Origin of the sequence: Caulobacter endophyticus (assembly GCF_029543245.1) — a bacterium.
Taxonomy (GTDB): domain Bacteria; phylum Pseudomonadota; class Alphaproteobacteria; order Caulobacterales; family Caulobacteraceae; genus Caulobacter; species Caulobacter endophyticus_A.
Window position 1 is genome coordinate 138,980 of record NZ_JARQWV010000012.1, and the last position, 23,759, is coordinate 162,738.

Sequence of the window (23,759 nt, forward strand, 5' to 3'; positions counted from 1 at the left end):
ATTTCCGGGGATAGGGAGGAGCGCCCCTAGGAGCGCCCCTCCGTCTATCGGGGTCAGGCCTTGCGGGCCGCCCGGCCGGCGCGGACGGCGGCTGCCAGGGCGTCGAGCATGCGCACCGAGGTGTCCCAGTCGACGCAGGCGTCGGTGACCGACTGGCCGTAGGTCAGCGGCTGGCCGGGAACGATGTCCTGGCGGCCGGCCACGATGTTGCTCTCGATCATCACGCCCATGATCGGCGAGGCGCCGCTCGCCACCTGGGCGGCGATGTCGTCGACCACGGCCGGCTGGTTCTCGTGGTTCTTGCCGCTGTTGGCGTGGCTGGCGTCGATCATCAGGCGGGCCGGCTGGCCGGCCTTGGTCAGCGCCTGGGCGGCGGCCGCCACACTGGCGGCGTCGTAGTTGGGCGTCTTGCCACCCCGCAGCACCACGTGGCTGTCGGCGTTGCCGGTGGTGGTGGCGATGGCGGCGCGGCCTTCCTTGGTCACGGCCAGGAAATGGTGCGGCTGGGCGGCGGCGGTCACGGCGTCGACCGCCACCTTCACGTCGCCGTTGGTGCCGTTCTTGAAGCCCACCGGGCACGACAGGCCCGAGGCCATCTCGCGGTGGATCTGACTTTCGGTGGTGCGCGCGCCGATCGCGCCCCAGGCCACCAGGTCGGCGATGTACTGCGGGGTGGTGACGTCCAGGAACTCGCAGGCCGCGGGCAGGCCCTGGGCGGAGACGTCGAGCAGCACCCGGCGCGCCAGACGCAGGCCTTCGTTGATGTGGAAGCCGCCGTCCAGGCCGGGGTCGTTGATCAGGCCCTTCCAGCCCACCGTCGTGCGCGGCTTTTCGAAGTAGACGCGCATGATCACTTCCAGCTCGCCGGCGTGGCGCTCGCGCTCGGCGGCCAGGCGGCTGGCGTAGTCGATGGCGGCCTTGGGATCGTGGATCGAGCAGGGGCCGATCACCACCACCAGCCGGTCGTCGCGGCCGTGCAGGATCTCGTGCACCGCCTGGCGCGAGCCTTCGACCAGCTCGGCCGTCGTCGAGGTGGCGGGCGCTTCGCCGATCACCTGGGCGGGCGGGCTGAGGGTCTGGAGTTTCTGGATGCGCAGGTCGTCGGTGGGGACGGGCAGCGAGACGAGGTTGGCGGCGGTCGAGGATGGCATGGCGTGCTCCGGAAAATTCGCGGGATCCGGCGGCCATCAAAAAAGCCGCCCGGGGAACCCCTGGCGGCTGGTGAAAGGCGTTTTTGGCGGCCTGATCTCAGGCCAAACGATCCCCTCCCGGCGCCAGAGGCGTCGGATAGCTAAAGTACCAAAACAGCTGTTGGCTGGCGGCGAGGATCATGGCGGCGACCGTAGAGCCTAGTTTGGCGCGTGTCACGCCATAAACTTGAGAGGGGCGGAAAGGGGCGTCAGATCGAGAAGCTGACGCCGCAGCCGCAGCTGGACTTGGCGTTGGGGTTCCTGACCCGGAACTCGGCGCCGGCCAGTTCGTCGACGAAGTCGATCTCCGAACCCTTCAGCAGGGCCAGCGACACGACGTCGACCAGGGCCGCTGCGCCGTCGCGCTCGATCTTCAGGTCGTCGGCTTCGGCGGCCTCGACCAGGTCGAACCGGTACTGGAAGCCCGAGCAGCCGCCGCCGTCGACCGCGACGCGAAGCATGACTTCGCGACCTTCGGCCTCGGAAAGGGCGTGCAGGCGGCGGACGGCGTTGGAAGAAAGCGTAACGGTGATGTCGGTCATGGCTGTGGAAACTTGATCTATCGCATATATGAGGGCGACCGCGTCCCGGGAAAAGGGGCGATCAGCAAAGGCCGCTCATGTCGACGTCTCCGTTCGCCGTCCCCCGCGCCCCCTACGCCGAAGATCCGGCCAAGTCACGCGGCCGGCGCTATCAGGAAGACGAGAGCCGCACCCGCACGCCGTTCGCGCGCGACCGCGACCGCATCATCCATACCTCGGCCTTCCGTCGCCTGAAGGAAAAGACGCAGGTCTTCGTCGCCCACGAGGGCGATCAGTTCCGCACCCGCCTGACCCACTCGCTGGAAGTGGCCCAGATCGCCCGCTCGCTGGCCACCGCGCTGGGCCTGGACGCCGACCTGGCCGAGACCATTGCGCTCGCCCACGACCTGGGCCACCCGCCGTTCGGCCACGCCGGCGAGGACGAACTGGAGCTGCAGACCAAGGAGTTCGGCGGCTTCGACCACAACGTCCAGACCTTCCGGGTCGTGACCGAGCTGGAGCATCGCTATCCCGACTTTGTCGGCCTGAACCTGACCTGGGAGACCCTGGAAGGGGTCATCAAGCACAACGGCCCGGTGATCCATAAGCTGGGCCAGCCGTCGTGGAAGGCGATCTCCAAGTACGACGGCGAGTACGGGCTCAAGCTCGACACCTGGGCCTCGGCCGAGGCGCAGGTCGCGGCCCTGTCGGACGACATCGCCTACAACAACCACGACATCGACGACGGGGTGGAGGCGGGGCTCTTCACGCTGGACGAACTGATGGACGTGCCGCTGATCGGCCCGATCCTGGCGGCCGTGCGCAGCGAGCGGCCCGACCTCGACGCCCGCATCACCCGCCTGGAGGCCGTGCGCCGGATGATCGGGGCCATGGTCGACGACGTCATGGGCGAGACGCTGCAGCGGGCGGCCATCACCGGCGTCTCTTCGGCGGACGAGGTGCGGGCCCTGCCGCACGCCCTGGTGTCGTTCTCGTCCGACATGCTGGAGGACCTGGCCCGCCTGCGCGAGTTCCTGCACGCCAGGATGTACCGCCACTGGCGCGTGAACCGCACCCGCAGCCAGGCGCGCCGCATTCTGGCCGAGATGTTCACGCTGTTCTTGGCCGAACCCGAGGTGCTGCCATCGGAATGGTTCGCCAAGTCGCAGAACCGCGACCAGGCCGGAAGGGCCCGCGTGGTGTGCGACTACATCGCCGGCATGACCGATCGTTTCGCCATCGAGGAGCACCGCAAGCTCTTCCATCTCGATGTGTGGAGCTGACGGGCGAGCGCCGGGCGACGCACGACCGTCGAGGGTGCGACAGTTCTGAACGGCCATCGGGTCCAGTAGAGTAGGAACTTGCGCGCGTGATTCGCACATGGTGAACGCGCGCCGGAATTCTGGAGCCTTTTTCGATGTCCGACCCGCACCGCGGCGCCTATGCGCCGCCCACCGATGCGCCGCTTTCGTTCGATGCGCGCCAGCCGGTGCGCGGGTCGCGGCCCTTGCCGCTGACCCTGATCATCAGCGCCGTGGTGCTGGGCACCCTGCTGGTGGCCGTGTTCCTGATCTATCGTAACGGCATCCGCGGCCCCAACGAGCCGCCGCGCACCGTCGGCGAGCCGGTGGCCGAGATCAAGGCCGCCCCGACGCCGGATCAGAACAAGCCCGACGAAGCCGCCGGCCTGCAGATCTACAGCCACGAGAACCCGACGGCCTCGCCGACCTACGCTGCGCCGCCGGAAGAGCCGATGGCCCGTCCGACCGCCCCGCCGCCGGCCGCCCCTGTGCAGAGCGCCAGCCTGCCGCCGGCCAAGCCCGCCGCCACCGCGCCCAGCGCCCCGGTCGCCGCTCCGCCCGCGGCCAAGCCGGCCGCCAAGCCTGCGGCGGCCCCGAGCATCGAGAGCCTGGCCACCGCCGCCGTGGCTCCGCCTAAGCCGGCCGCCGCCGCGCCCAAGCCCGCCGCGACCGCCTCGGGTCCGGCCAGCGTGCAGATCGGCGCCCTGTCCTCGACCGCCCTGGCCGACAAGGCCTGGAGCGACGCCGCCCGCATCGCGCCGGGCCTGGCCGCCGGCAAGGGCAAGAAGGTCGAGGCGATCGACAAGAACGGCTCGACGCTCTACCGCACCTCGGTCACGGGCTTCTCCAGCCGCGCCGACGCCAAGGCGTTCTGCGACGCCCTGAGCGCCGCCGGCAAGTCCTGCTTCGTGAAGTAAGGCGAGGGGCCTCATGAGCACGTCGTCCGCCGCCATCCTCGGCTGCGCCGGGACCGTCCTCTCGGCGGAAGAAGCCAGCTTCTTCCGCGACGTGCGGCCCTGGGGCTTCATCCTCTTCAAGCGCAATATCGACACGCCCGACCAGGTGCGCAAGCTGACGGCCGCGCTGCGCGAGACGGTTGGTCGTCCTGACGCGCCGATCCTGATCGACCAGGAGGGCGGCCGCGTCGCCCGCCTTGGCGCCCCGCACTGGGGGAAGTATCCGCCCGGCCGCGCCTATGGCGAGCTGGTCGCCAACGACCCGCTTCACGCCCGCGAGATCACGCGCCTGGGCGCGCGGCTGATCGCCCACGACCTGACGTCGCTGGGCATCAATGTCGACTGCGTGCCGGTGTTGGACGTGCCCGATCCCAAGGGCCACGAGATCATCGGCGACCGCGCCTATGGCGACACCCCGCAGCAGGTGGCCACGCTGGGCCGCGCCGCCGCCGAGGGGCTGCTGGCCGGCGGGGTGCTGCCGATCATCAAGCACATCCCCGGACATGGACGGGCGATGGCCGACAGCCATCTTGAGCTGCCGGTGGTGAAGGCCAAGCTGGCCGAGCTGGACGAGCGCGACTTCGCCCCGTTCCGGGTGCTTTCGGACATGCCGATGGCGATGACCGCCCACGTCGTCTACACGGCCATCGATCGTCGGCGTCCGGCCACGACGTCGAAGAAGGCCATCAAGCAGGTGATCCGCGGATCGCTCGGCTTCGACGGCCTCTTGATGAGCGACGACCTGTCGATGAAGGCGCTGTCGGGCGACTTCAAGCAGCGCGCCAAGGACAGCCTTTCGGCCGGCTGCGACGTCGTCCTGCACTGCAACGGCGACATGGACGAGATGAAGGCCGTGATGGCCGGCGTCGGCAAGATGTCCAAGGAAGCCCGCCGCCGCGCCCAGGCCGTCATGGGGCGCCTGGTCAAGGTTCCCGAACCCTTCGATCATGCCGAGGCCCGCGCCCGCTTCGACGCCGCCTTCGACGGCCGGTACGCCGGGTGAGCACGGGCTTTCAGCCCACATTCGACTTCGCGGCCGCCCGTGAGGCGGCCGAAGACGGCGCGGCCCTGGTCATCGACATCGATGGCTACGAAGGCCCGCTGCACGTCCTCTTGGCCCTGGCCCGCAACCAGAAGGTCGACCTGCTTCAGCTGTCGATCACCCGTCTGGCCGAGCAGTATCTGGCCTTCGTTCAGCAAGCCCGACGGGTGCGCTTCTCGCTGGCGGCCGACTATCTGGTGATGGCCGCCTGGCTGGCCTACCTGAAGTCACGCCTGCTGCTGCCCAAGCCCGAGCGCCCCAAGGCCGAGGAGCCGCCGGCCGAGGAGATGGCGGCCCTGCTGGCCTTTCGCCTGGCCAAGCTGGACGCCATGCGTCGCTCGGTCGAGGCCCTGAAGGAGCGCCCGCAGCTCAAACGCGACGTCTTCATGCGCGGTGATCCCGACGCGGTGAAGATCGTCTCTTCCACCCGTTTCGAGGGCGACCTGTACGCCCTGATGAGCGCCTATATCAGCCAGCGAAAGCGCGAGCACGGCCGCTACTACGCCCCGCGCCCGCCGCAGGCCTATCCGCTGGAAGACGCCCGCGACCGCCTGCGCACCTTCCTGCCGAGGATGGAGGAGTGGACGGCCCTATCCGGCGTCGCCCCCGTCGAGCGCTGGGAAGAAGATCCGGAAGGCCCCACGCCGGCCAGCTATCTGGCCTCGACCCTGTCGGCCAGTCTGGAGCTGGCCAAGGAGGGCGCCCTGACCGTCCGCCAGATGGGCGCGTTCGAGGAGATCTACCTGCGCACCCGGACCGATGGCGGGGAGGGGCTGTTGTGATGGCGGCCGCTTCCAGGAACCTCCCCCCGCGGGGGAGGCGGCCGAAGGCCGGTGGGGGGAAGTCGTCGGCTTCCGCTGCACTCGGCCGGTTTCGTAGTCACTCCCCCCACCGATCGCTGCGCGATCGCCTCCCCCATGGGGGGAGGTTCCTTGGCGCCGGCCCCGCACGATGACCCTCGACCCCATCTTCACCGAACGCTGCATCGAGGCGCTGCTGTTCGCGGCGGCCGAGCCGCTGAGCGTCCAGGATCTGGCCAAGCGCCTGCCTGACGGCGCCGACATCAAGCAAGGGATCACAGATCTGCGCCTGACCTGGGCGGGCAGGGGCATCGAGCTGGTCGAGGTGGCGGGGCGCTGGCGTTTCCAGACCGCCGCCGATCTGGCCTTCCTGATGACCGAGGAGCGCGAGGAGCCGCGGCGCCTGTCCAAGGCCGCCCAGGAAACCCTGGCCATCGTCGCCTATCACCAGCCCGTCACCCGGGCCGAGATCGAAGCCGTGCGCGGCGTGCAGGCCAGCCGCGGCACGCTGGACGTGTTGCTGGAGCTGGGCCTGATCCGGATGCGCGGCCGTCGCCGCACGCCGGGCCGTCCGGTGACGTTCGGCACCACCGACGCCTTCCTCGAACATTACGGCCTGGCGAATCTGGGCGACCTGCCTGGCGTGGCCGAAATGAAGGCCGCCGGCCTGCTCGATCTCAACCTGCCGCCGGGCTTCAGCGTGCCCGACCCGATGGGGCTGCGCGCCGACGGCGAGGAGGAAGACCCGCTCGAGGAAGGCGAGACCCCCGAATTCGCACAGGATTTCCTCGGAGAGCTGGAGGGAGGCGACAAGGCCTAGCCTGTCTTGGCCGGGGCGCAATCGCCGCATTCCGTTCCGCTTGGCTCCACGCCACGCGGACGCCTATATTATCTGAGACATTGTAACGACACGCCGCAGCGGCTAAAGCGCCGCTGTCGCAAGGAGCACCGCCGTTATGGGTAGCATGAGCTGGATTCACTGGGTGATCGTGATCGCGGTCGTCGCCCTGCTTTTCGGCGGTCGCGGCAAGCTGTCCGGGATCATGGGCGACGCCGCCAAGGGCATCAAGGCGTTCAAGGACGGCCTGAAGGACGACAGCAGCCAGGAAGTGGCCGACAACAAGTCGACCGGCGCCCTGCCGCGCACCGAGGCCGAGAAGGAAGACCTGCGCAAGTCGTAAGGTCTCTATTCGCCGCGCCTTCCCGTGGAGGGCGCGGCCGCGTTTTTCATACTGCGCGGCCCAGGCCTTCCTCCGAGAAGCGCCGGGCCGATCTGAGGCGGTTGCATGCTTCCTGATATCGGCGGCGCAGAGCTCCTGGTCATCGCCGCGGTCGCCCTGATCGTGGTCGGCCCCAAGGACCTGCCTGTTCTCCTGCGCAAGCTGGGCCAGTTCGTCGGCAAGATCCGCGGCATGGCGAACGAGTTTCGCGCCAGCTTCGACGAGATGGCTCGCCAGTCCGAACTGGACGACCTGCGTCGCGAGGTCGAGGCCATGCGCGCCGGCCAGTACGCCAATCCGGTGCAGAGCGCCGTCGACGAGGCCAAGGACGCCGGCGTCGACCAGGTGTTCGCCGACATCGACGCCAGCCTGAACAGCGGTTCGGTGCAGGCCCACCCCTACGCCGCTCACAATCCCGAGCCGGTCGGCGAGCCGCAGACCGACGCTGCGGCCACGCTCGAGCCGCCGGTCAAGCCGGCCCGCAAGCGTGCGCCCAAGGCCGTGGCCGAGCCGACGGTCGAGATCGTCGCCAAGAAGCCGCGCGCCAAGGCCTCCTCCAAGGACGTCGGCGTCGCCGCCAAGCCGAAGGCCGCCAAGGCTTCCAAGGCTGAAGTCGCCGCGCCCGCCGCCAAGCCGGTCCGCAAGCGCACGACCAAGACCGCCGCCTCCAGCTCGGACATCGTTTCGTGACCAATTCGATCGGACATGATCCGGAAGACGAGATCGAGGCCTCGCGCGCTCCGCTGCTCGAACACCTGACCGAGCTGCGCTCGCGCCTGATCGTCTGCGTCGTGGCGCTGTTCGTCGGCTTCGGCGTCTGCTTCGCCTTCTCGACCCAGCTTTTCCTCTTCCTGATCCACCCGTTCGAGGTCGCCGCCGGCATGGTCGCGGCGAGCAAGACCGGGGCGCACCACAATCCGTTCGACCTGATCATGGTGCTGATGGGGCTGAAGGACGCGCCGGCCGATGTCGCGCACCAGAAGTTCGTCTTCACGGCCTTGCTGGAACAGTTCTTCACCAAGCTGAAGCTGTCGGCTTTCGGCGCCGTGGTGGTCACCTTCCCGGTGCTGGCCTGGCAGCTCTACCGCTTCGTCGCGCCGGGCCTCTACAAGAACGAGCGTGGGGCTTTCCTGCCGTTCCTGGTCGCCTCGCCTGTGCTGTTCATGATGGGCGCGGCGCTGGTCTACTACGTGATGCTGCCGTTCATCGTCTGGTTCTCGATGAACCAGCAGATCTTCGGCGCGGGCATCTCGGTCGAACTGCTGCCCAAGGTTTCCGACTACCTGACCCTGGTGACCTCGCTGCTGCTGGCCTTCGGCCTGTGCTTCCAGCTGCCGGTCGTGGTGTCGCTGCTGGGCATGGCCGGGATTATCGATTCCAAGATGCTGCGCGCCGGCCGCCGCTACGCCATCGTCGGCGTGTTCATCGCCGCCGCCATCCTGACCCCGCCCGATCCGATCAGCCAGCTGACCCTGGCGATCCCCATGTGCCTGCTCTACGAGGTCGGCATCTGGTGCGTCTGGATCATCGAGCGCGGCCGCAAGAAGCGCGAAGCCGAAGAGAGCACGGACGTCGTCGCGGTCTGATTCCGTACCCTTCTCCCCTTGCGGGAGAAGGTGTCGGCGAAGCCGACGGATGAGGGGTCTCTCAGATGTTTCACGCCGCGACAGCCGATCGGCCGTCGCGGCGTTTCTGTTTGCGCGACCCCTCACCCGACCCCGCTCTGCGGGGCCACCCTCTCCCGCAAGGGGAGAGGGGACGTGTAAGAAGGTTGGCGCCCTTGCCGACGCGCCTTAGAGAAGGGCGTTTCTTAACGACTTCCTGCCGAGCCCATTCCGATGCACGACATCAAGGCCATCCGCGAAAATACCGAAGCCTATGAAGCCGCCTGGTCGGCCAAGGGCCGTTCGGGCGCGGCCTCGGAGGCCGTCAAGCTCGACGCCCAACTGCGCGCGGCGCAGACCGCCCTGCAGGAGGCCCAGGCCAAGCGCAACGAAAGCTCCAAGCTGATCGGCATGGCCAAGGCCAAGAAGGACGAGGCCGAAGCCGCCCGCCTGATGGCCGAGGTCGAGACGCTGAAGGGCCGCATGGCCGAGGCTTCGGAAGAAGAGCACCTAGTCGGCGCCAAGCTGAAGGACCTCTTGGCCAGCCTGCCCAACATCCCCGCCGCCGAAGTGCCGGAAGGTGAGGACGAGGCGGGCAATGTCGAGCAGCGCCGCTGGGGCGACGCCGCCAAGCTGCCGGCCGGTCGCCTGAACGCGCCCAAGGATCACGTCGACCTGGGCGCGGCGCTGGGCGGCATGGACTTTGAAGCCGCCGCCCGCATGAGCGGCGCGCGCTTCGTGGTGCTCAAGAAGGAGATCGCCCGGCTCGAACGGGCCCTTGGCCAGTTCATGCTCGACCTGCAGACGGTCGAGCACGGCTATACCGAGGTCAGCCCGCCGGTCCTCGTCAAGGACGACGCCCTGTTCGGCACGGGCCAGTTGCCCAAGTTCTCCGAGGACCTGTTTCGCACCACCGGCGACCACTGGCTGATCCCGACCGCCGAGGTGTCGCTGACCAACCTCGTGCGCGAGCAGATCACCGGCGAGGAAGAACTGCCGCTGCGCCTGACGGCCCTGACCTACTGCTTCCGCTCGGAAGCCGGCGCCTCGGGCCGCGACACCCGCGGCATGATCCGCCAGCACCAGTTCCAGAAGGTCGAGCTCGTTTCGATCACCACGCCCGACCAGTCGGAAGCCGAGCACGAGCGCATGGTCGAGTGCGCCGAGACCGTGCTCAAGAAGCTGGAACTGCCGTTCCGCACCATGCTGCTGTGCAAGGGCGACATGGGCTTTGGCGCGCGCAAGACCTACGATCTGGAAGTCTGGCTGCCGTCGCAGGCGACCTATCGCGAGATCAGCTCGTGCTCCAACTGCGGCGACTTCCAGGCCCGCCGCATGGACGCCCGCTACAAGAAGGCCGGCGAGAAGGGCACGCACTACGTCCACACCCTCAACGGCTCGGGCCTGGCCGTCGGCCGCACCCTGGTGGCCGTGCTGGAAAACTACCAGGACGAAGCCGGCCGCATCGCCATCCCGACCGTGCTGCAGCCCTATATGGGCGGCCTGACCCACATCGGGGGCGCTGCGTGAGGATCCTCCTCACCAACGACGACGGCATCCATGCTCCGGGGCTTGAAGCCCTGGAGCGCATCGCCGCGGCCCTGTCGGACGACGTCTGGGTCGTCGCGCCGGAATACGAACAGTCGGGCGCCAGCCGGGCTCTGACCCTGGCCGACCCGCTGCGGGTGCGGAAGATCAGTGAGCGCCGCTTCGCCGTCGAGGGCACGCCCACCGACTGCGTGGCGCTGGCCTTCCAGGAACTGGTCCAGGGCGCGCGTCCGGACCTGGTGCTCTCGGGCGTCAACCGGGGCCAGAACCTGGCCGAGGACGTCACCCTGTCGGGCACGGTCGCCGGCGCCATCGAAGGCATGGTGCTGGGCGTGCCGGCCATCGCCCTGTCGCAGGCCATGACCTACTTCGCCGACGAGGTCGTCGCCCACTGGGAGACCGCCGAACACTTCGCGCCGGGCATCATCCGCCGCCTGCTGGAAGTGGGCTGGCCGTCGGACGTGGTGATGAACGTCAACTTCCCGGCGATCCCGCCCGAGCGCGTCGATGCCGTGGAAGTGACCCGCCAAGGCTTCCGCGACTCGCACTTGCGGCGCATTGAAAAGCGGACCGACCTGCGCGGTCGCGACTATTACTGGACCGGCTTCACCGCCAAGCCGTCCAATCCGCCGGAGGGCACTGATCTGAGGGCCGTTTACGAAGGGCGCATCTCGGTGACGCCCCTGCATATCGACCTGACGCACAACGCCACCGTCGCGACCCTCAAGGGCGTGCTGGGCGGCGCGCCGCCCAAGCTCGCCCCCAAGCCGGAGCCTGGCCTGTGATGGCGAGCGCCAAGCGCCCGGAGACGCCTGAAGCGCTGCTGAAGCGTCTGCTCGACGCCCTGCGCGCCCAGGGCGTGACCGATCCCGGCGTACTGTCGGCGATCGAGAAGACGCCGCGCGACCTGTTCACGCCTGATCTCTTCAAGGAGCGGTCGTGGGAGGACTCGGCCCTGCCGATCGCCTGCGGCCAGACCATCAGCCAGCCGTTCATCGTCGGCCTGATGACCCAGGCCCTGACGGTCGAGCCGCGCTGCCGCGTGCTCGAGATCGGCACCGGTTCGGGCTATCAGACCGCGATCCTCAGCCGCGTGTCGCGCCTCGTCTACACGGTCGAGCGCTATCGCACCCTGATGAAGGAGGCCGAGTCGCGCTTCGCGACCCTGGGCCTGACCAACGTCATCACCAAGTTCGGCGACGGCTGGGAAGGCTGGCGCGAGCAGGCGCCTTTCGACCGCATTATGGTCACGGCTGCGGCGCAAGAAGAGCCTAAGGGGCTTCTGGCTCAGCTCAAGCCCAACGGCGTGCTCGTCGCGCCGGTTGGTCGCGGGCCTGTCCAGAGCCTCCGCCGCTATGCCGGCGACGGGAAGGGGGGCTTCACGGTCGAAGCCCTGTGCGACGTGCGTTTCGTCCCGATCCTGGAAGGCGTCGCCCGCGAGTAGAGCGGGCCCGGCGTCCACAGGTTCGGCGGCGCTGTGCGTGTTTGGTTAAGGTTTGATTCACCCTTGCGGCGGCGACTTGAAGGCTCCGCGAGGAAAGGAGAGGTCATGAGGCAGTTGTGGACGCAAGCGGCGGTGATCGCGCTGACGGCTGGAACGCTCGCGGCCTGCGAGACGACCGGCGCCCAGTATCCCACCCGCGTCGAGGGCGGCGTCAGCCCGCCGCTCGTCCAGGCTCCGCCTGCCGTCCAGACCCCGCCGCCGGCCGCTCAGCCGTCCGAGGACGACGCCCCGCCGGTGACCGCACCGGTCGCCGCCGGCGCCGTGTCGAGCCAGCCGCTGTCGCCGGTGCCTTCCGACATTCCCCCGCCGCCTCCGCCGCCCGCCGATAGCCGTCCCATCCCGGCGCCCGCGCCGCAGCAGCCGGCCATGCGTCCGGTCGTGGTGACCGTCACTGGCGGCAAGGTCGTCGACGTCAGCGGCGGCCCGCAGACCTACACTGTCCAATCGGGCGACGGCCTAGACGCCATCGGCCGCAAGATGGGCATCTCGCGCGTTGAACTGGCCAAGCTGAACGACCTTGAAGAACCCTATCGCCTCAAGCCCGGCCAGAAGCTGAAGGGCCCGTCGACCAAGGCCAAAGCCTACGTGGTCGAGAGCGGCGACACCCTCAGCGCCATCGCCCGCCGCTTCAGCGTCACCCCGGTGGCCCTGGCTGACGAGAACGACATGGCCAGCGGCGCCTCGATCCGCGCCGGCCAGAAGATCCGCCTGCCGGAAGGCTACAAGGACAAGGGTCCGTCCAAGACCACGGTGATGCAGCCGGTTCCGGGCGGCTCGTCCACCCTGGCCGGCGCGGCCCCGTCGCGTCCGACCCCGACCGCCTCGGCTCCGCCGATCGGTTCGCGCCCCACCGCTGCGCCGCCGCCGTCGCGCCCGGTCGTCGACGACGAGCCGGCTCCGGCCGCCACGACCACCACGACCGTCAGCATCACCGGCAAGGTGATCGAGGTCGCCGGCAAGCCGAAGATCCACACCGTGAAGTCGGGCGACGCCATCGACTCCATCGCCCGTGAGCTTGGCACCACCCGCAAGGACCTGGTCGAGGACAACGACCTGAAGGCTCCGTACGTGATCCGTCCGGGCCAGAAGCTCAAAGGCCCCGCCACCACCGACAAGGCCTATGTGGCCGAGAGCGGCGACACCCTGGCCGGCATCGCCAAGCGCTTCAACGTCAGCGTCTCGGCCCTGGCCAAGGAAAACAACCTGCGCACCGGCGCGTCGATCAAGAAGGGCCAGAAGGTCGTCCTGCCCGACGGCTACAAGGACCGCGGCCCGATCCGCACGACGGTGACGACGCCCGCGCCGCGCCCCTCGACCCCGGCTCCGACCACGACCGCCCAGGCGCCGATCGGCGCTTCGCCGGCGCCCGCGCCGTCGACCAGCGGCCTGCCGTCCAGCCCGCGCCCCTACACGCCGTCGGGTTCGACCTCCAGCTATCCGCGTCCCAGCGCGCCGGTCTCGGCCCAGCCGATCACCCCGCCGCCGGCTCCGGCGCGTCCGATCATCGAGAGCAGCGCCCCGCCGACCGAGGCCGAGATCACGGCCGCCGGCCGCGGCCGCTTCGTCTGGCCGGTGCGCGGCGAGACCATCTCGGACTTCGGCCCCAAGGGCACGGGCCAGCGCAACGACGGCCTCAACATCCGCGCCTCGGCCGGCGCGCCGGTCAAGGCCGCCGCCTCGGGCGAGGTGGTCTATGCCGGCAACCAGGTGCCGGGCTTCGGCAACCTCGTGCTGGTCAAGCACGCCGACGGCTGGGTCACGGCCTACGCCCACCTGGCCACCACCGACGTCAAGATGCGCCAGCAGGTCGGCCAGGGCGAACAGCTCGGCACGGTCGGCCAGACGGGCGGCGTCAACGAACCCCAGCTGCACTTCGAGGTCCGCTACGCTCCGACCCCGAAGGACAAGGCCAAGCCGATCGACCCGGGCCTGGTGCTGCCGCGCTAGGGTCGCAAGACATTCCAAACAGAAACGGCCTCCGGAGCGATCCGGAGGCCGTTTTAGTTTCCGCCCTCAAGGAAGGGGAGGGGAAGCCTACTTCACGACGCCGCAGGCGCTGCGCGCGCCGGCGCCGCCGATCGGCTGGCTCGTGTGGTCGTCGGGGCTGGCGTGGATGACGATGGCCGAGCCGTCGGCGTCCAGCAGGGCGGGGCGGCCGCCCGCGCCCTTCAGCGACACCAGGGGCGAGAACACCTCGGTGACGGCGCTGCCGTCGGCGGCGGCGTAGAGGTTGGGCAGGTCGCCGTTGTCGTTGCCGTTCGGGTTCAGCAGGCCGTGGACCACCGTGGCCGTGGTGTGCACGTGGGCGCCGGCCGACTTGAAGTCAGGCGTGCCGCAGTCGCCCTTTTCGTGGAAGTGCAGGCCGTGCCAGCCGGGCGTCAGGCCCTTGGCCTCGATCTTCAGCAGCACGCCGTGCGGAGCCTCGGTGATCGTCCCGGTCCCGATGGTCTTGCCGTCCGCGCCCTTGATCTCGGCGATCGCGGTGGCGGGCGCTTCGGCGGCGGAGGCCGTGGTGGCGGCCACGAGGCCGGCGGCGAGGAAAAGGGCGGTCAGACGCATGAACTGCTCCTGCATTCGTAAGGGACGCATGGGGCCGCGAAGGTGGCGCCGTCCGTGTCAGAATGCTAACTGTTTCCGACTGTTCCGTGTTCGATTCTGACGGCGAAAAATCCCCTTGAGCGACGATCAAAACACTCTGCCTCCCGAAGGGCCGCGCGGAGACATCGCCCCGATCAACATCGAGGACGAACTGCGCCGTTCGTATCTCGACTACGCGATGAGCGTCATCGTCAGCCGCGCCCTTCCGGACGCGCGCGACGGCCTCAAGCCGGTGCACCGCCGCGTGCTGTTCTCGATGCACGAGCAGGGCCAGACGCCCGAGCGTCCGTACGTCAAGTCGGCCCGCGTCGTCGGTGACGTCATGGGTAAGTATCACCCGCACGGCGACGCCTCGATCTACTTCACCCTGGTGCGCATGACGCAGTCGTTCTCGATGGGCCTGGTGCTCATCGACGGCCAGGGCAACTTCGGCTCGGTCGACGGCGATATGCCGGCCGCCATGCGATACACCGAGTGCCGCATGGCCCCGCCGGCCATGTCGCTGCTGGCCGACCTCGACAAGGACACGGTCGACTTCGCCGACAACTACGACGGCAAGGAGCAGGAACCCACCGTCCTGCCGTCGCGGATCCCCAACCTGCTGGTCAACGGCGCGGGCGGCATCGCCGTCGGCATGGCCACCAACATTCCGCCGCACAATCTGGGCGAAGTCATCGACGCCTGCCTGCTGCTGATCGACGAGCCCGAGGTCACCACCGACCAGTTGCTCGACCTCGTGCCCGGTCCGGACTTCCCGACCGGCGGCGAGATCATCGGCCGTTCGCCGCCTCGCAACGCGCTGCTGACCGGCCGCGGCTCGGTCGTCATGCGCGGCGTCGCCAGCGTCGACGAGATCCGCAGCGGCCGCGAAGCCATCATCATCACCGAGATCCCGTATCAGGTGAACAAGGCCAACCTCGTCGAGCACATCGCCGAGCTGGTCCGCGACAAGAAGATCGAGGGCGTCGCCGACATCCGCGACGAGTCCAACCGCGACGGCATGCGCATCGTGGTCGAGCTCAAGCGCGACGCCTCGGGCGAGGTGATCCTCAACCAGCTCTACCGCTTCACGGCGCTGCAAAGCTCGTTCGGCGTCAACATGCTGGCCCTGAACCGCGGCCGTCCCGAGCAGATGGGCCTGCGCAAGCTCTTGGAAGTGTTCGTCGAGTTCCGCGAGGAAGTCGTCGTCCGCCGCACCAAGTTCGAGCTGGGCAAGGCCCGCGACCGCGGCCACGTCTTGGTCGGTCTGGCCATCGCCGTGGCCAATATCGACGAGTTCATCCACATCATCCGCTCGTCCAAGGACCCGGCCGAGGCGCGCGAGCGCCTGGTGGCCAAGGCCTGGCCGATGGGCGACATGCTGCCCCTGGTCGAGCTGATCGCCGACCCGCGCTCGGTGCTGGAAGAAGGCGGTCTCATCCGCCTGACCGACGAGCAGGCCCGCGCCATCCTGGCCCTGACCCTGTCGCGCCTGACCGGCCTTGGCCGTGACGAGATCGGCAACGAGGCCGCTCTGCTGGCCGAGGCCATCAAGGGCTATCTCGACCTGCTGTCCGACCGCGCCAACATCATGGCCGTGGTCCGCGAAGAGCTGGTCGAGGTGAAGGACAAGTTCGCCATTCCGCGCCGCTGCCAGATCGTCGACGGCGACGCCGACATGGAAGACGAGGACCTGATCGTCCGCGAGGACATGGTGATCACCGTCACCATGGGCGGCTACGTCAAGCGCACCCCGCTGGCCAACTACCGCACCCAGCACCGGGGCGGGAAGGGCAAGTCGGGTATGGCCACCAAGGACGAGGACGCCGTCACCCGCGTGTTCTCGGCCTCGACCCACGCGCCGCTGCTGTTCTTCACCTCGGGCGGCAAGGTCTACAAGATGAAGGTGTGGCGCCTGCCGCTGGGCGCCGCCAACTCGCGCGGCAAGGCGTTCGTGAACCTGCTGCCGATCGAGCCGGGCGAGACCATCACCTCGATCCTGACCCTGCCGGAAGACGAGGCCACCTGGGACGGCCTGGACGTGATGTTCGCCACCCGCTCGGGCAGCGTGCGTCGCAACAAGCTGTCGGACTTCGTCGACGTCCGCCGCAACGGCAAGATCGCCATGAAGCTGGACGAAGGCGACGGCATCGTCGGCGTCGCGGTCTGCAACGGCGACCAGGACGTGCTGCTGACCACGGCGGCCGGCCGCTGCATCCGCTTCTCGGTCGAGGAGGTGCGGGTGTTCGCCAGCCGTGACTCCACCGGCGTTCGCGGCGTGAAGCTGGCCTCGGGCGACACCGTCATCTCGATGGCCGTGCTGCGCAGCGTCGACGCCACCCCGGCCGAGCGCGCCGCCTATCTCAAGCACCAGCGCGCCCTGCTGCGCGCCGCCAACGGCGAGGAGGGCGAGGAAGCCCCGGCGCCGGAGGAGGCCGACGAAGAGGCCGGCGAGGCCACCCTCACGGTCGAGCGCATCGCCGAGCTGGGCGCGGCCGAGGAAATCATCCTCACCATCTCGTCGGAAGGCTATGGCAAGCGCACCAGCGCCTATGACTTCCGCCGCACGGGCCGTGGCGGCCAGGGCCTCGCGGCCCAGGACCTGTCCAAGCGCGGCGGCAAGCTGGTGGGCTCGTTCCCGGTCGACGAGAGCGACCAAATCCTGCTGGTGACCGACGCGGGTCAGCTGATACGGTGCCCCGTCTCGCAAATTCGTGTTGCGGCGCGGAATACTCAGGGCGTAACCGTCTTCCGTACGGCGGCGGATGAGCATGTCGTGAGCGTCGAACGTCTGGCCGAGGCCGGCGGCGACGAAGGGCAGGACGAGGCAAACGGGGCGGACGAGACCCCGTAAAGCAAAGAAGCGCAGGGGGTTTCATGCGTATCGGTCTTTATCCCGGGACCTTCGATCCGGTCACCAACGGCCATCTCGACATCATCGGTCGGGCGGTCAAGCTGGTCGACAAGCTGGTCATCGGGGTAGCCGTCAACATCGGCAAGAGCCCCCTGTTCTCGCTCGATGAGCGGGTCGCCATGCTGCAGCGCGAGACGGCGCACCTGAAGGGCGCGGCCATCGAGGTCCGGCCCTTCGACAGCCTGCTGATCCACTTCGCCCGTGAGGTGAACGCCCAGATGATCGTCCGCGGCCTGCGGGCCGTGGCCGACTTCGAATACGAATTCCAGATGACCGCGATGAACCAGCAGATGGATCGCGAGATCGAGACCGTCTTCCTGATGGCCGACCCGCGCCACCAGGCCATCGCTTCCAAGCTGGTCAAGGAAATCGCCTCGCTCGACGGCGAAGTCGGCAAGTTCGTCAGCCCGGGCGTCGCCACCGACCTGATCGCCAAGATCAAGGCGCGGTGATCCTCAAATCCTCCCCTGAAGGGGGAGGTGGCCCGAAGGGCCGGAGGGGGAAGCGGCTGCTGGCATGCCGCGTTCACTTCCCCCTCAGTCGCGGAGTTTATCCTCGGGCGGGCCTATGGCCGGACCCGGGGGCGACAGCTCCCCCTTCAGGGGGAGCATCTTCTCATCGCCCACAAGTGGCCGAAATCATCGACAAAGCTTGTGGTTCCGCTCCGCCCGTTCTACGCGGGGCGACGAGATCTGTTCGGGGAAATCCATGAAGTCTGCGTTCCGCGCTCTCGGCGTCGCCGCCCTGGCGCTCGTTTCGGCCTCGGCCGCTTCCGCCCAGGTCGCCGAATGGCGTACGCCCGATCCGGAGAACGTGCTGGTCGTCGAGACCAACAAGGGCCGCATCGTCGCCGAGCTCGTCCCCGAGGCCGCGCCGGGCCACGTGGAGCGGGTGCGCGAACTGGCCAAGGCCGGCTTCTATGACGGCCTGAGCTTCTTCCGCGTCATCGACAGCTTCATGGCCCAGACGGGCGACCCGAAGAACGACGGCACCGGCGGCTCGGACAAGCCCGACCTTACGGCCGAGTTCACCTTCCGCCGCGCTGGCTCGGGCGGCTCGTTCGCCCCGGCCGGCAAGGTCGGCTCGCTGGAGACCGGCTTCGTCGGTCCGTTGGCCGTGACCAGCCAGTCGTCGATGCTGGCGGCCATGACCGCCGACGGCAAGGTGCAGGCCTGGGCCAACTTCTGCCCCGGCGTGCTGGGCATGGCCCGCGCCGGCGACCCCAACAGCGCCAACAGCCAGTTCTTCTTCATGCGCCAGCACTATCCGTCGCTGGAGAAGACCTACACCGGCTTTGGCCGCGTGCTGTCGGGCCTGGAGGTCGTGCGCGCCATCAAGACCGGCGAGCCGGTCGCCGATCCGCAGGACAAGATGCTCAGCGTCAAGGTGCTGGCCGATATTCCGGCCGACAAGCGCCCGACCGTGCAGGTGATGGACACCCGCAGCGCCGCCTTCGCCGAACTGGTCAAGAAGAAGCAGGCCGAGCTTGGCGCCGGCTACAACATCTGCGACGTGGAAGTACCCGTGAAGGTCAGCAAGTAAGCGAAGGTCGACTTAAATGCGCCTGCCGATCGTCTCCGCCGTCGTTCTCCTGACCGCTGCGGCGGTCGTCCCGGCGGCGCAGGCCGCGCCCAAGGCCAAGCGGGCCAAGGCCGCTGTCGCCACGGCGCCGGCCGACCCCCGCGAATCCGACTGGCGCACGCCGGCGCCCGACACGGTGATGGTCATCGACAGCACCAAGGGCCGTATCCTCGTCGAGCTGATCCCCGAGGTCGCGCCCGCCCACGTGGCGCGCCTGCAGGAGCTGACCCGCGAGGGCGTCTATGACCGGCGCACCTTCTTCAGGGTCATCGACCGGTTCATGGCCCAGACCGGCGATCCGGAGGACACGGGGCAGGGGGCTTCAAGCAAGCCCAACCTGAAGGCCGAATTCACCTTCCGCCGCGACCAGGCCCTGCCGTTCGTGGTCGCCGCCTCGCCGGCCGGCACGGAGGTTGGCTTCCTGAAGTCGCTGCCCGTGGTCAGCCAGGCGCTGAGCTGGAACACCATGACCAGCGACAAGAAGGTCGCCGCCTGGGGGACCTATTGCCCGGGCGTTCTGGGCATGGCCCGCGACGACGCGCCCGACAGCGCCAACAGCCAGTTCTTCCTGATGCGCCAGCCCTATCCGTCGCTGGACAAGCGCTACACCGCCTTTGGCCGGGTGATCTCGGGCCTGGAGGTGGTGCGCGACATCAAGACCGGCGAGCCGGTGCCCGATCCGCAGGACGAGATGACCAAGGTGCGCCTGCTGTCGGACATTCCGGCGGCCGAGCGACCGAAGGTGCGAGTGATCGATCCGAACAGCCCGTGGTTCCGGGGCCAGATCGCCGCGGTGCGGCGGGCCAAGGGCGCGGATTTCTCGGTCTGCGACCTCGACCTGCCCGTCAGCGTTCAGTAACGGCGGTTCACAGCCGCTTTGCGGCGGGCTAAAGAGCGCCAGACTCAATTTCTCCGGCGGGTTCGCCCGCCAAACCCCGTACCGAAGGGACGACCATGTCGGCTGACCTCGAAAACACCCTGATCCTGACGCTCGAGACCGGTCCGGTCACCATCACCCTGCGTCCCGACCTGGCCCCCGGCCACGTCGAGCGGATCAAGGAACTGGTCCGCGAGGGCTTCTATGACGGCGTCGTCTTCCACCGCGTGATCCCGGGCTTCATGGCCCAGGGCGGCGACCCGACCGGCACCGGCCGCGGCGGTTCCTCGAAGCCCGACCTGAAGGCCGAGTTCTCGGCCGAGCCGCACGTCCGCGGCGTCTGCTCGATGGCCCGCACGCCGGATCCGAACTCGGCCAACAGCCAGTTCTTCATCGTCTTCGACGACGCCACCTTCCTCGACAAGCAATACACCGTCTGGGGCGTGGTCAGCGAAGGCATGGAGCACGTCGACAACCTGCCCAAGGGCGAGCCGCCCCGCGCGCCGGGCAAGATCGTCAGCGCCAAGATCGCCGCCGACGCTTAAATCCAAAAGAGGGCCCCTTCGGAAACGGAGGGGCCCTTTTTCTTTGCGCGCCTAGCCGCGCCGCAGGGTGACGACCACCGGCCGGTGGTCCGAGCCCAGGTGCGGGCCGCGCTTGACCGACACCGTCTTCCACTGCTTGCCGGCATAGAGGTGGTCGATCGGCATGAACGGGAAGGGCGCCTTCAAGAGGCGGGTGAACGAGCCCGACGGCCAGGAGGGCAGGGCGAGCGTGCGGCGCTCCAGGCCGAACAGTTTGTCCTGACGGCGCAGGCTCCACGACCAGGGCGTGGAGTTGAAGTCGCCGGCGACGATCATCGCCTTCTTGTCGAAGCCGTTCAGCATCTGCGCCAGGCGGCGGCTCTGGGCCTGCTGGGCGCCGGCCGGGATCGGCCAGACATAGTGGGTGGCCACCACTGTGAACGGACCGCTGGGATCGGCCAGGGTGGCCCAGGCGACCGAGAACGGCCGTTCGCGATCATAGAGGCCGCCCCGGGCGACCATCTTCTTCTTGCTGAAGATCCAGCTGTCGCACGGGCGGGTGTTGCCCACGCAGGAGACGACGAACGGATAGAGCCGGCGCAGCGGGCCGATCAGCGGCCAGGCGCTGCCGCCGCCTTCCTCGACGAAGAGGACGTCGGGGTCCTCGGCCAGCACCCACTCCAGGGCCTCGGTAGGGTCGTCGTTCGAGGCCCAGACGTTGAACTGCATGACCTTCAGCGTGGCGGGGCCCTTGTCGAGCTTGCGGGTCTGGGCCGCGATCAGCTCCGGGGCCATCAGGCCGCCGTGGGCCAGGATCGCCACGACGCCCATGACCACGATCGCCCAGCGCTCGCTGCGCCGCGAGACGATCGCGCCGACCAGGGCGCCGGCCAAGCCCGTGACCAGCCAGATCGGCGCGAAGTGGTTGGCCACGTCCAGCCGGTCGCTGAAGGCGCCGCCAAGGCCGGCCAGGCCGAGCGCCAGGGCCAGCAGGACCAGGGCCAGGGCCGTGCCGCGGCAGAAGAGGCGGGCAAGGTGCAGGATCAGTTGCATGACTTCGCCCTTAGCACGGGCAGGCGACGGTCGTGTAAGCCGGCATACATTTCCAGGGGCCTGGGCGAGCGGTTGCGCAGCCGCGCGGCGCCGATGCGGCCGCGCCGCGCCTTGACCTTGCGCCCCCTTCGTGGCCTTGAAGCCGGCCCATGCGCCTTTCCGACTTCGACTTTCACCTTCCCGACGACAACATCGCCCTGCGCCCGGCCGAGCCGCGCGACAGCGCGCGGTTTCTCGTCGTGCGGCCGGGGCAGGACCTCGAGGACCGCATCGTCCGCGACCTGCCCGACTTCCTGCGTCCTGGCGATGCTTTGGTGTTCAACGACACCCGGGTGATCCCCGCGCGCCTGTCGGGCCTGCGCGAGGGTCGCACGACCGGCGGGGCCGACGGTACGCCGGTGGCCGTCGAGGCGACCCTGCACCGCCGCGTCGCGCCGGACCGCTGGAGCGCCTTCATGCGCCCGGGCAAGCGGCTGAAGGCCGGCGACCGCGTGGCCTTCGCCGCGCAGGGCTCGGTCGCCTGCGAGGCCGAGCGCCTGGACGCCACGGTGGTCGAGAAGCACGAGGGCGGCGAGGTCGTTCTGGCCTTCGACCTGTCGGGCCCTGACCTGGACATCGGCATCGCCCGGCATGGGATGATGCCGCTGCCGCCGTACATCGCCGCCAAGCGCGCCGAGGACGACCGCGACCGCGCCGACTACCAGACCGTCTACGCCCGCGAGGACGGCTCGGTGGCCGCGCCGACGGCGGGCCTGCACTTCACCCCGGACCTTCTGGAGGCCCTGAAGGCCAAGGGCGTGTCCCTGCACTTCGTCACCCTGCACGTGGGCGCGGGCACCTTCCTGCCGGTGAAGACCGACGAGGTTTCCGAGCACAAGATGCACGCCGAGTTCGGCGAGGTGAGCGGAGAGACCGCCGACGCCCTGAACGCGGTGCACGCCGCCGGCGGGCGCATCGTCTGCGTCGGCACCACCAGCCTGCGCCTGATCGAGAGCGCCACGGGCGAGGACGGCGTCGTCCGCCCGTTCGCCGACGAGACGGCGATCTTCATCACGCCGGGCTACCGCTTCCGGGCGGTCGACGTGCTGATGACCAATTTCCACCTGCCCAAGTCGACCCTGTTCATGCTGGTCAGCGCGTTCGCCGGCCGCAAGACGATGCGTGCAGCCTACGAGCACGCCATATCGACGGGCTACCGCTTCTATTCCTATGGCGACGGCTCGCTGCTGTTCCGCGCCGATACAGAGACCGTCTAGATGGCCGCTTTCCCCTTCGAGATCAAAGCCACCGAAGGCAAGGCCCGCACGGGCGTGCTGAAGACCCCGCGCGGCGACATCCGCACCCCGGCCTTCATGCCGGTGGGCACGGCCGCGACGGTGAAGGCGCTGACGGTCGACCAGGTCAAGGCTGCCGGCGCCGACATCATCCTGGGCAACACCTATCACCTGATGCTGCGGCCGACGGCCGAGCGGGTGAAGCGCCTGGGCGGGCTGCACAAGTTCATGCGCTGGGACAAGCCGATCCTGACCGACAGCGGCGGCTTCCAGGTGATGAGCCTGTCGGGGATAAGCAAGGTGACGGAAGAGGCCGTCACCTTCGCCAGCCACATCGACGGGACCAAGCACGTGCTTTCCCCCGAGCGGTCGATGGAGATCCAGGCCGACCTGCTGGGATCCGACATCGTCATGCAGCTGGACGAGTGCGTGGCCTGGCCGGCGGAAGAGAAGCGGGCCCGCGAGGGCATGGAGCTGTCGGCGCGCTGGGGCCTGCGCTCCAAGACCGCCTTCGGCACGCGCGACACCCAGGCGCTGTTCGGCATCCAGCAGGGTTCGACCTTCGAGAGCCTGCGCCGAGAGTCGTCCGAGCGCCTGCAGGAGATCGGCTTCGACGGCTACGCCATCGGCGGCCTGGCCGTCGGCGAGGGCCACGAGGCCATGTGCGAGGTGCTGGACTATGCGCCGGGCCTGCTGCCCGCCGACAAGCCGCGCTACCTGATGGGCGTGGGCAAGCCGATCGATCTCGTGGAGGCCGTCTATCGCGGCGTCGACATGTTCGACTGCGTGCTGCCGACCCGCTCGGGCCGCCACGGCCAGGCCTGGACCTGGGACGGGGCGATCAACATCAAGAACGCCCGCTTCGCCGAGGACGAGAGCCCGCTGGATCCGACCAGCGACTGTCCGGCCAGCCGCGACTATTCCAAGGCCTATCTGCGCCACCTGTTCAAGGCCGAGGAGATCCTGGGGCAGGTGCTGTTGTCGTGGCACAACATCGCCTTCTTCCAGGCCCTGACGGCCGCCATGCGGGCGGCCATCGAAGAGGGGCGGTTCGAGCAGTTCCGCCGGGACTTCGCCGCGCGGCAGAAGGGCGGGTAGGGCTTTCCAGATGCTCCCCCTGAAGGGGGAGCTGTCGCGAAGCGACTGAGGGGGGAGGGGGTGCCCACGTCTGCGCTCGGCTCAAGGTCATAAGACGCGGGGGGGGGGGGGGGCGGGGGGGCCCCCCCCCCCCCCCCCGGGGGGGGGGGGGGGGGGGCCCGGCGCCCCCCACCGG

The 23,759-nt window shown here is 69.0% G+C and carries 24 protein-coding genes; 19 read left to right on the top strand and 5 right to left on the bottom strand.

The annotated features are described in order from the left end of the window. Positions 1 to 53: 53 nt before the first annotated feature. From P7A99_RS13450 to erpA, 3 genes are all read right to left on the bottom strand, one after another. Positions 54 to 1,151 (bottom strand): 3-deoxy-7-phosphoheptulonate synthase, encoded by a 1,098-nt coding sequence (locus P7A99_RS13450; protein ID WP_277794339.1) that lies wholly within the window; start codon positions 1,149 to 1,151, stop codon positions 54 to 56. Between the two features lie 97 nt (positions 1,152 to 1,248). Next, positions 1,249 to 1,332, bottom strand: coding sequence for a hypothetical protein (locus P7A99_RS13455; RefSeq protein ID WP_101711352.1), 84 nt, complete (start codon positions 1,330 to 1,332; stop codon positions 1,249 to 1,251). Between the two features lie 67 nt (positions 1,333 to 1,399). Beyond that, on the bottom strand, positions 1,400 to 1,732 hold the full coding sequence (erpA, locus tag P7A99_RS13460; RefSeq protein ID WP_277794340.1) for an iron-sulfur cluster insertion protein ErpA: 333 nt from the start codon (positions 1,730 to 1,732) through the stop codon (positions 1,400 to 1,402). 77 nt (positions 1,733 to 1,809) lie between these two features. Here erpA and P7A99_RS13465 point away from each other — a divergent pair, with 77 nt between their 5' ends. The 12 genes from P7A99_RS13465 (at position 1,810) to P7A99_RS13520 (ending at position 13,633) form a co-directional block, all read left to right on the top strand. Next, positions 1,810 to 2,994 carry a deoxyguanosinetriphosphate triphosphohydrolase gene (locus P7A99_RS13465; protein WP_277794341.1) on the top strand — a complete coding sequence of 395 codons (1,185 nt, stop codon included), beginning with the start codon at positions 1,810 to 1,812 and terminating at the stop codon, positions 2,992 to 2,994. A 134-nt stretch (positions 2,995 to 3,128) separates the two neighbouring features. Continuing rightward, a complete protein-coding gene (locus P7A99_RS13470) occupies positions 3,129 to 3,929 on the top strand; it encodes a cell division protein FtsN (protein ID WP_277794342.1) in 801 nt (266 codons plus the stop codon). Between the two features lie 13 nt (positions 3,930 to 3,942). Next, positions 3,943 to 4,971: a beta-N-acetylhexosaminidase gene (gene nagZ / locus P7A99_RS13475; RefSeq protein WP_277794343.1), complete on the top strand. Its 1,029-nt coding sequence runs from the start codon at positions 3,943 to 3,945 to the stop codon at positions 4,969 to 4,971. Next, a complete protein-coding gene (locus P7A99_RS13480; RefSeq protein ID WP_277794344.1) occupies positions 4,968 to 5,792 on the top strand; it encodes a segregation and condensation protein A in 825 nt (274 codons plus the stop codon). The genes nagZ and P7A99_RS13480 overlap by 4 nt, the downstream gene beginning before the upstream one ends. A gap of 169 nt (positions 5,793 to 5,961) precedes the next feature. Further along, a complete protein-coding gene (gene scpB / locus P7A99_RS13485) occupies positions 5,962 to 6,630 on the top strand; it encodes an SMC-Scp complex subunit ScpB (protein WP_277794345.1) in 669 nt (222 codons plus the stop codon). A gap of 136 nt (positions 6,631 to 6,766) precedes the next feature. Continuing rightward, positions 6,767 to 6,991: a twin-arginine translocase TatA/TatE family subunit gene (locus tag P7A99_RS13490; RefSeq protein WP_058349436.1), complete on the top strand. Its 225-nt coding sequence runs from the start codon at positions 6,767 to 6,769 to the stop codon at positions 6,989 to 6,991. Between the two features lie 105 nt (positions 6,992 to 7,096). Continuing rightward, a complete protein-coding gene (gene tatB, locus P7A99_RS13495; protein WP_277794346.1) occupies positions 7,097 to 7,720 on the top strand; it encodes a Sec-independent protein translocase protein TatB in 624 nt (207 codons plus the stop codon). Then, the gene (gene tatC / locus P7A99_RS13500; protein WP_277794347.1) at positions 7,717 to 8,616 is read left to right on the top strand and encodes a twin-arginine translocase subunit TatC; all 900 of its coding nucleotides are present in this window, start codon (positions 7,717 to 7,719) and stop codon (positions 8,614 to 8,616) included. The genes tatB and tatC overlap by 4 nt, the downstream gene beginning before the upstream one ends. A gap of 252 nt (positions 8,617 to 8,868) precedes the next feature. Continuing rightward, the gene (gene serS, locus P7A99_RS13505; protein WP_277794348.1) at positions 8,869 to 10,164 is read left to right on the top strand and encodes a serine--tRNA ligase; all 1,296 of its coding nucleotides are present in this window, start codon (positions 8,869 to 8,871) and stop codon (positions 10,162 to 10,164) included. Further along, the gene (gene surE / locus P7A99_RS13510; RefSeq protein ID WP_277794349.1) at positions 10,161 to 10,967 is read left to right on the top strand and encodes a 5'/3'-nucleotidase SurE; all 807 of its coding nucleotides are present in this window, start codon (positions 10,161 to 10,163) and stop codon (positions 10,965 to 10,967) included. The genes serS and surE overlap by 4 nt, the downstream gene beginning before the upstream one ends. Continuing rightward, positions 10,967 to 11,626 carry a protein-L-isoaspartate(D-aspartate) O-methyltransferase gene (locus tag P7A99_RS13515; RefSeq protein ID WP_277794350.1) on the top strand — a complete coding sequence of 220 codons (660 nt, stop codon included), beginning with the start codon at positions 10,967 to 10,969 and terminating at the stop codon, positions 11,624 to 11,626. The genes surE and P7A99_RS13515 overlap by 1 nt, the downstream gene beginning before the upstream one ends. Positions 11,627 to 11,731: 105 nt before the next feature. Further along, positions 11,732 to 13,633, top strand: coding sequence for a cell division endopeptidase DipM (locus tag P7A99_RS13520; protein WP_277794351.1), 1,902 nt, complete (start codon positions 11,732 to 11,734; stop codon positions 13,631 to 13,633). Between the two features lie 87 nt (positions 13,634 to 13,720). Here the strand turns inward: P7A99_RS13520 and sodC are convergent, their stop codons facing one another. Next, complete coding sequence (gene sodC, locus P7A99_RS13525) at positions 13,721 to 14,245, bottom strand: superoxide dismutase[Cu-Zn] (RefSeq protein ID WP_277794352.1); 525 nt, start codon at positions 14,243 to 14,245, stop codon at positions 13,721 to 13,723. A gap of 115 nt (positions 14,246 to 14,360) precedes the next feature. Here sodC and gyrA point away from each other — a divergent pair, with 115 nt between their 5' ends. The 5 genes from gyrA (at position 14,361) to P7A99_RS13550 (ending at position 20,180) form a co-directional block, all read left to right on the top strand. Then, positions 14,361 to 17,117: a DNA gyrase subunit A gene (gene gyrA / locus P7A99_RS13530; protein ID WP_277794353.1), complete on the top strand. Its 2,757-nt coding sequence runs from the start codon at positions 14,361 to 14,363 to the stop codon at positions 17,115 to 17,117. Between the two features lie 23 nt (positions 17,118 to 17,140). Further along, positions 17,141 to 17,629 (top strand): pantetheine-phosphate adenylyltransferase, encoded by a 489-nt coding sequence (coaD, locus tag P7A99_RS13535; protein ID WP_277794354.1) that lies wholly within the window; start codon positions 17,141 to 17,143, stop codon positions 17,627 to 17,629. Between the two features lie 256 nt (positions 17,630 to 17,885). Next, positions 17,886 to 18,719, top strand: a complete 834-nt coding sequence (locus P7A99_RS13540) for a peptidylprolyl isomerase (protein WP_277794355.1) — start codon at positions 17,886 to 17,888, stop codon at positions 18,717 to 18,719. Between the two features lie 16 nt (positions 18,720 to 18,735). Next, positions 18,736 to 19,617, top strand: coding sequence for a peptidylprolyl isomerase (locus P7A99_RS13545; protein WP_277794356.1), 882 nt, complete (start codon positions 18,736 to 18,738; stop codon positions 19,615 to 19,617). Between the two features lie 95 nt (positions 19,618 to 19,712). Then, entirely contained in the window at positions 19,713 to 20,180 is a 468-nt protein-coding gene (locus P7A99_RS13550) for a peptidylprolyl isomerase (protein WP_277794357.1), read from the top strand. Positions 20,181 to 20,231: 51 nt separating this feature from the next. On the opposite strand, the gene P7A99_RS13555 is transcribed toward P7A99_RS13550, so the two are convergent. Next, entirely contained in the window at positions 20,232 to 21,212 is a 981-nt protein-coding gene (locus P7A99_RS13555) for an endonuclease/exonuclease/phosphatase family protein (RefSeq protein WP_277794358.1), read from the bottom strand. 149 nt (positions 21,213 to 21,361) lie between these two features. On the opposite strand from P7A99_RS13555, the gene queA reads away from it, so the two are divergent. Further along, on the top strand, positions 21,362 to 22,468 hold the full coding sequence (queA, locus tag P7A99_RS13560; RefSeq protein ID WP_277794359.1) for a tRNA preQ1(34) S-adenosylmethionine ribosyltransferase-isomerase QueA: 1,107 nt from the start codon (positions 21,362 to 21,364) through the stop codon (positions 22,466 to 22,468). Then, positions 22,469 to 23,584, top strand: coding sequence for a tRNA guanosine(34) transglycosylase Tgt (tgt, locus tag P7A99_RS13565; RefSeq protein ID WP_277794360.1), 1,116 nt, complete (start codon positions 22,469 to 22,471; stop codon positions 23,582 to 23,584). Positions 23,585 to 23,759: the final 175 nt, after the last annotated feature.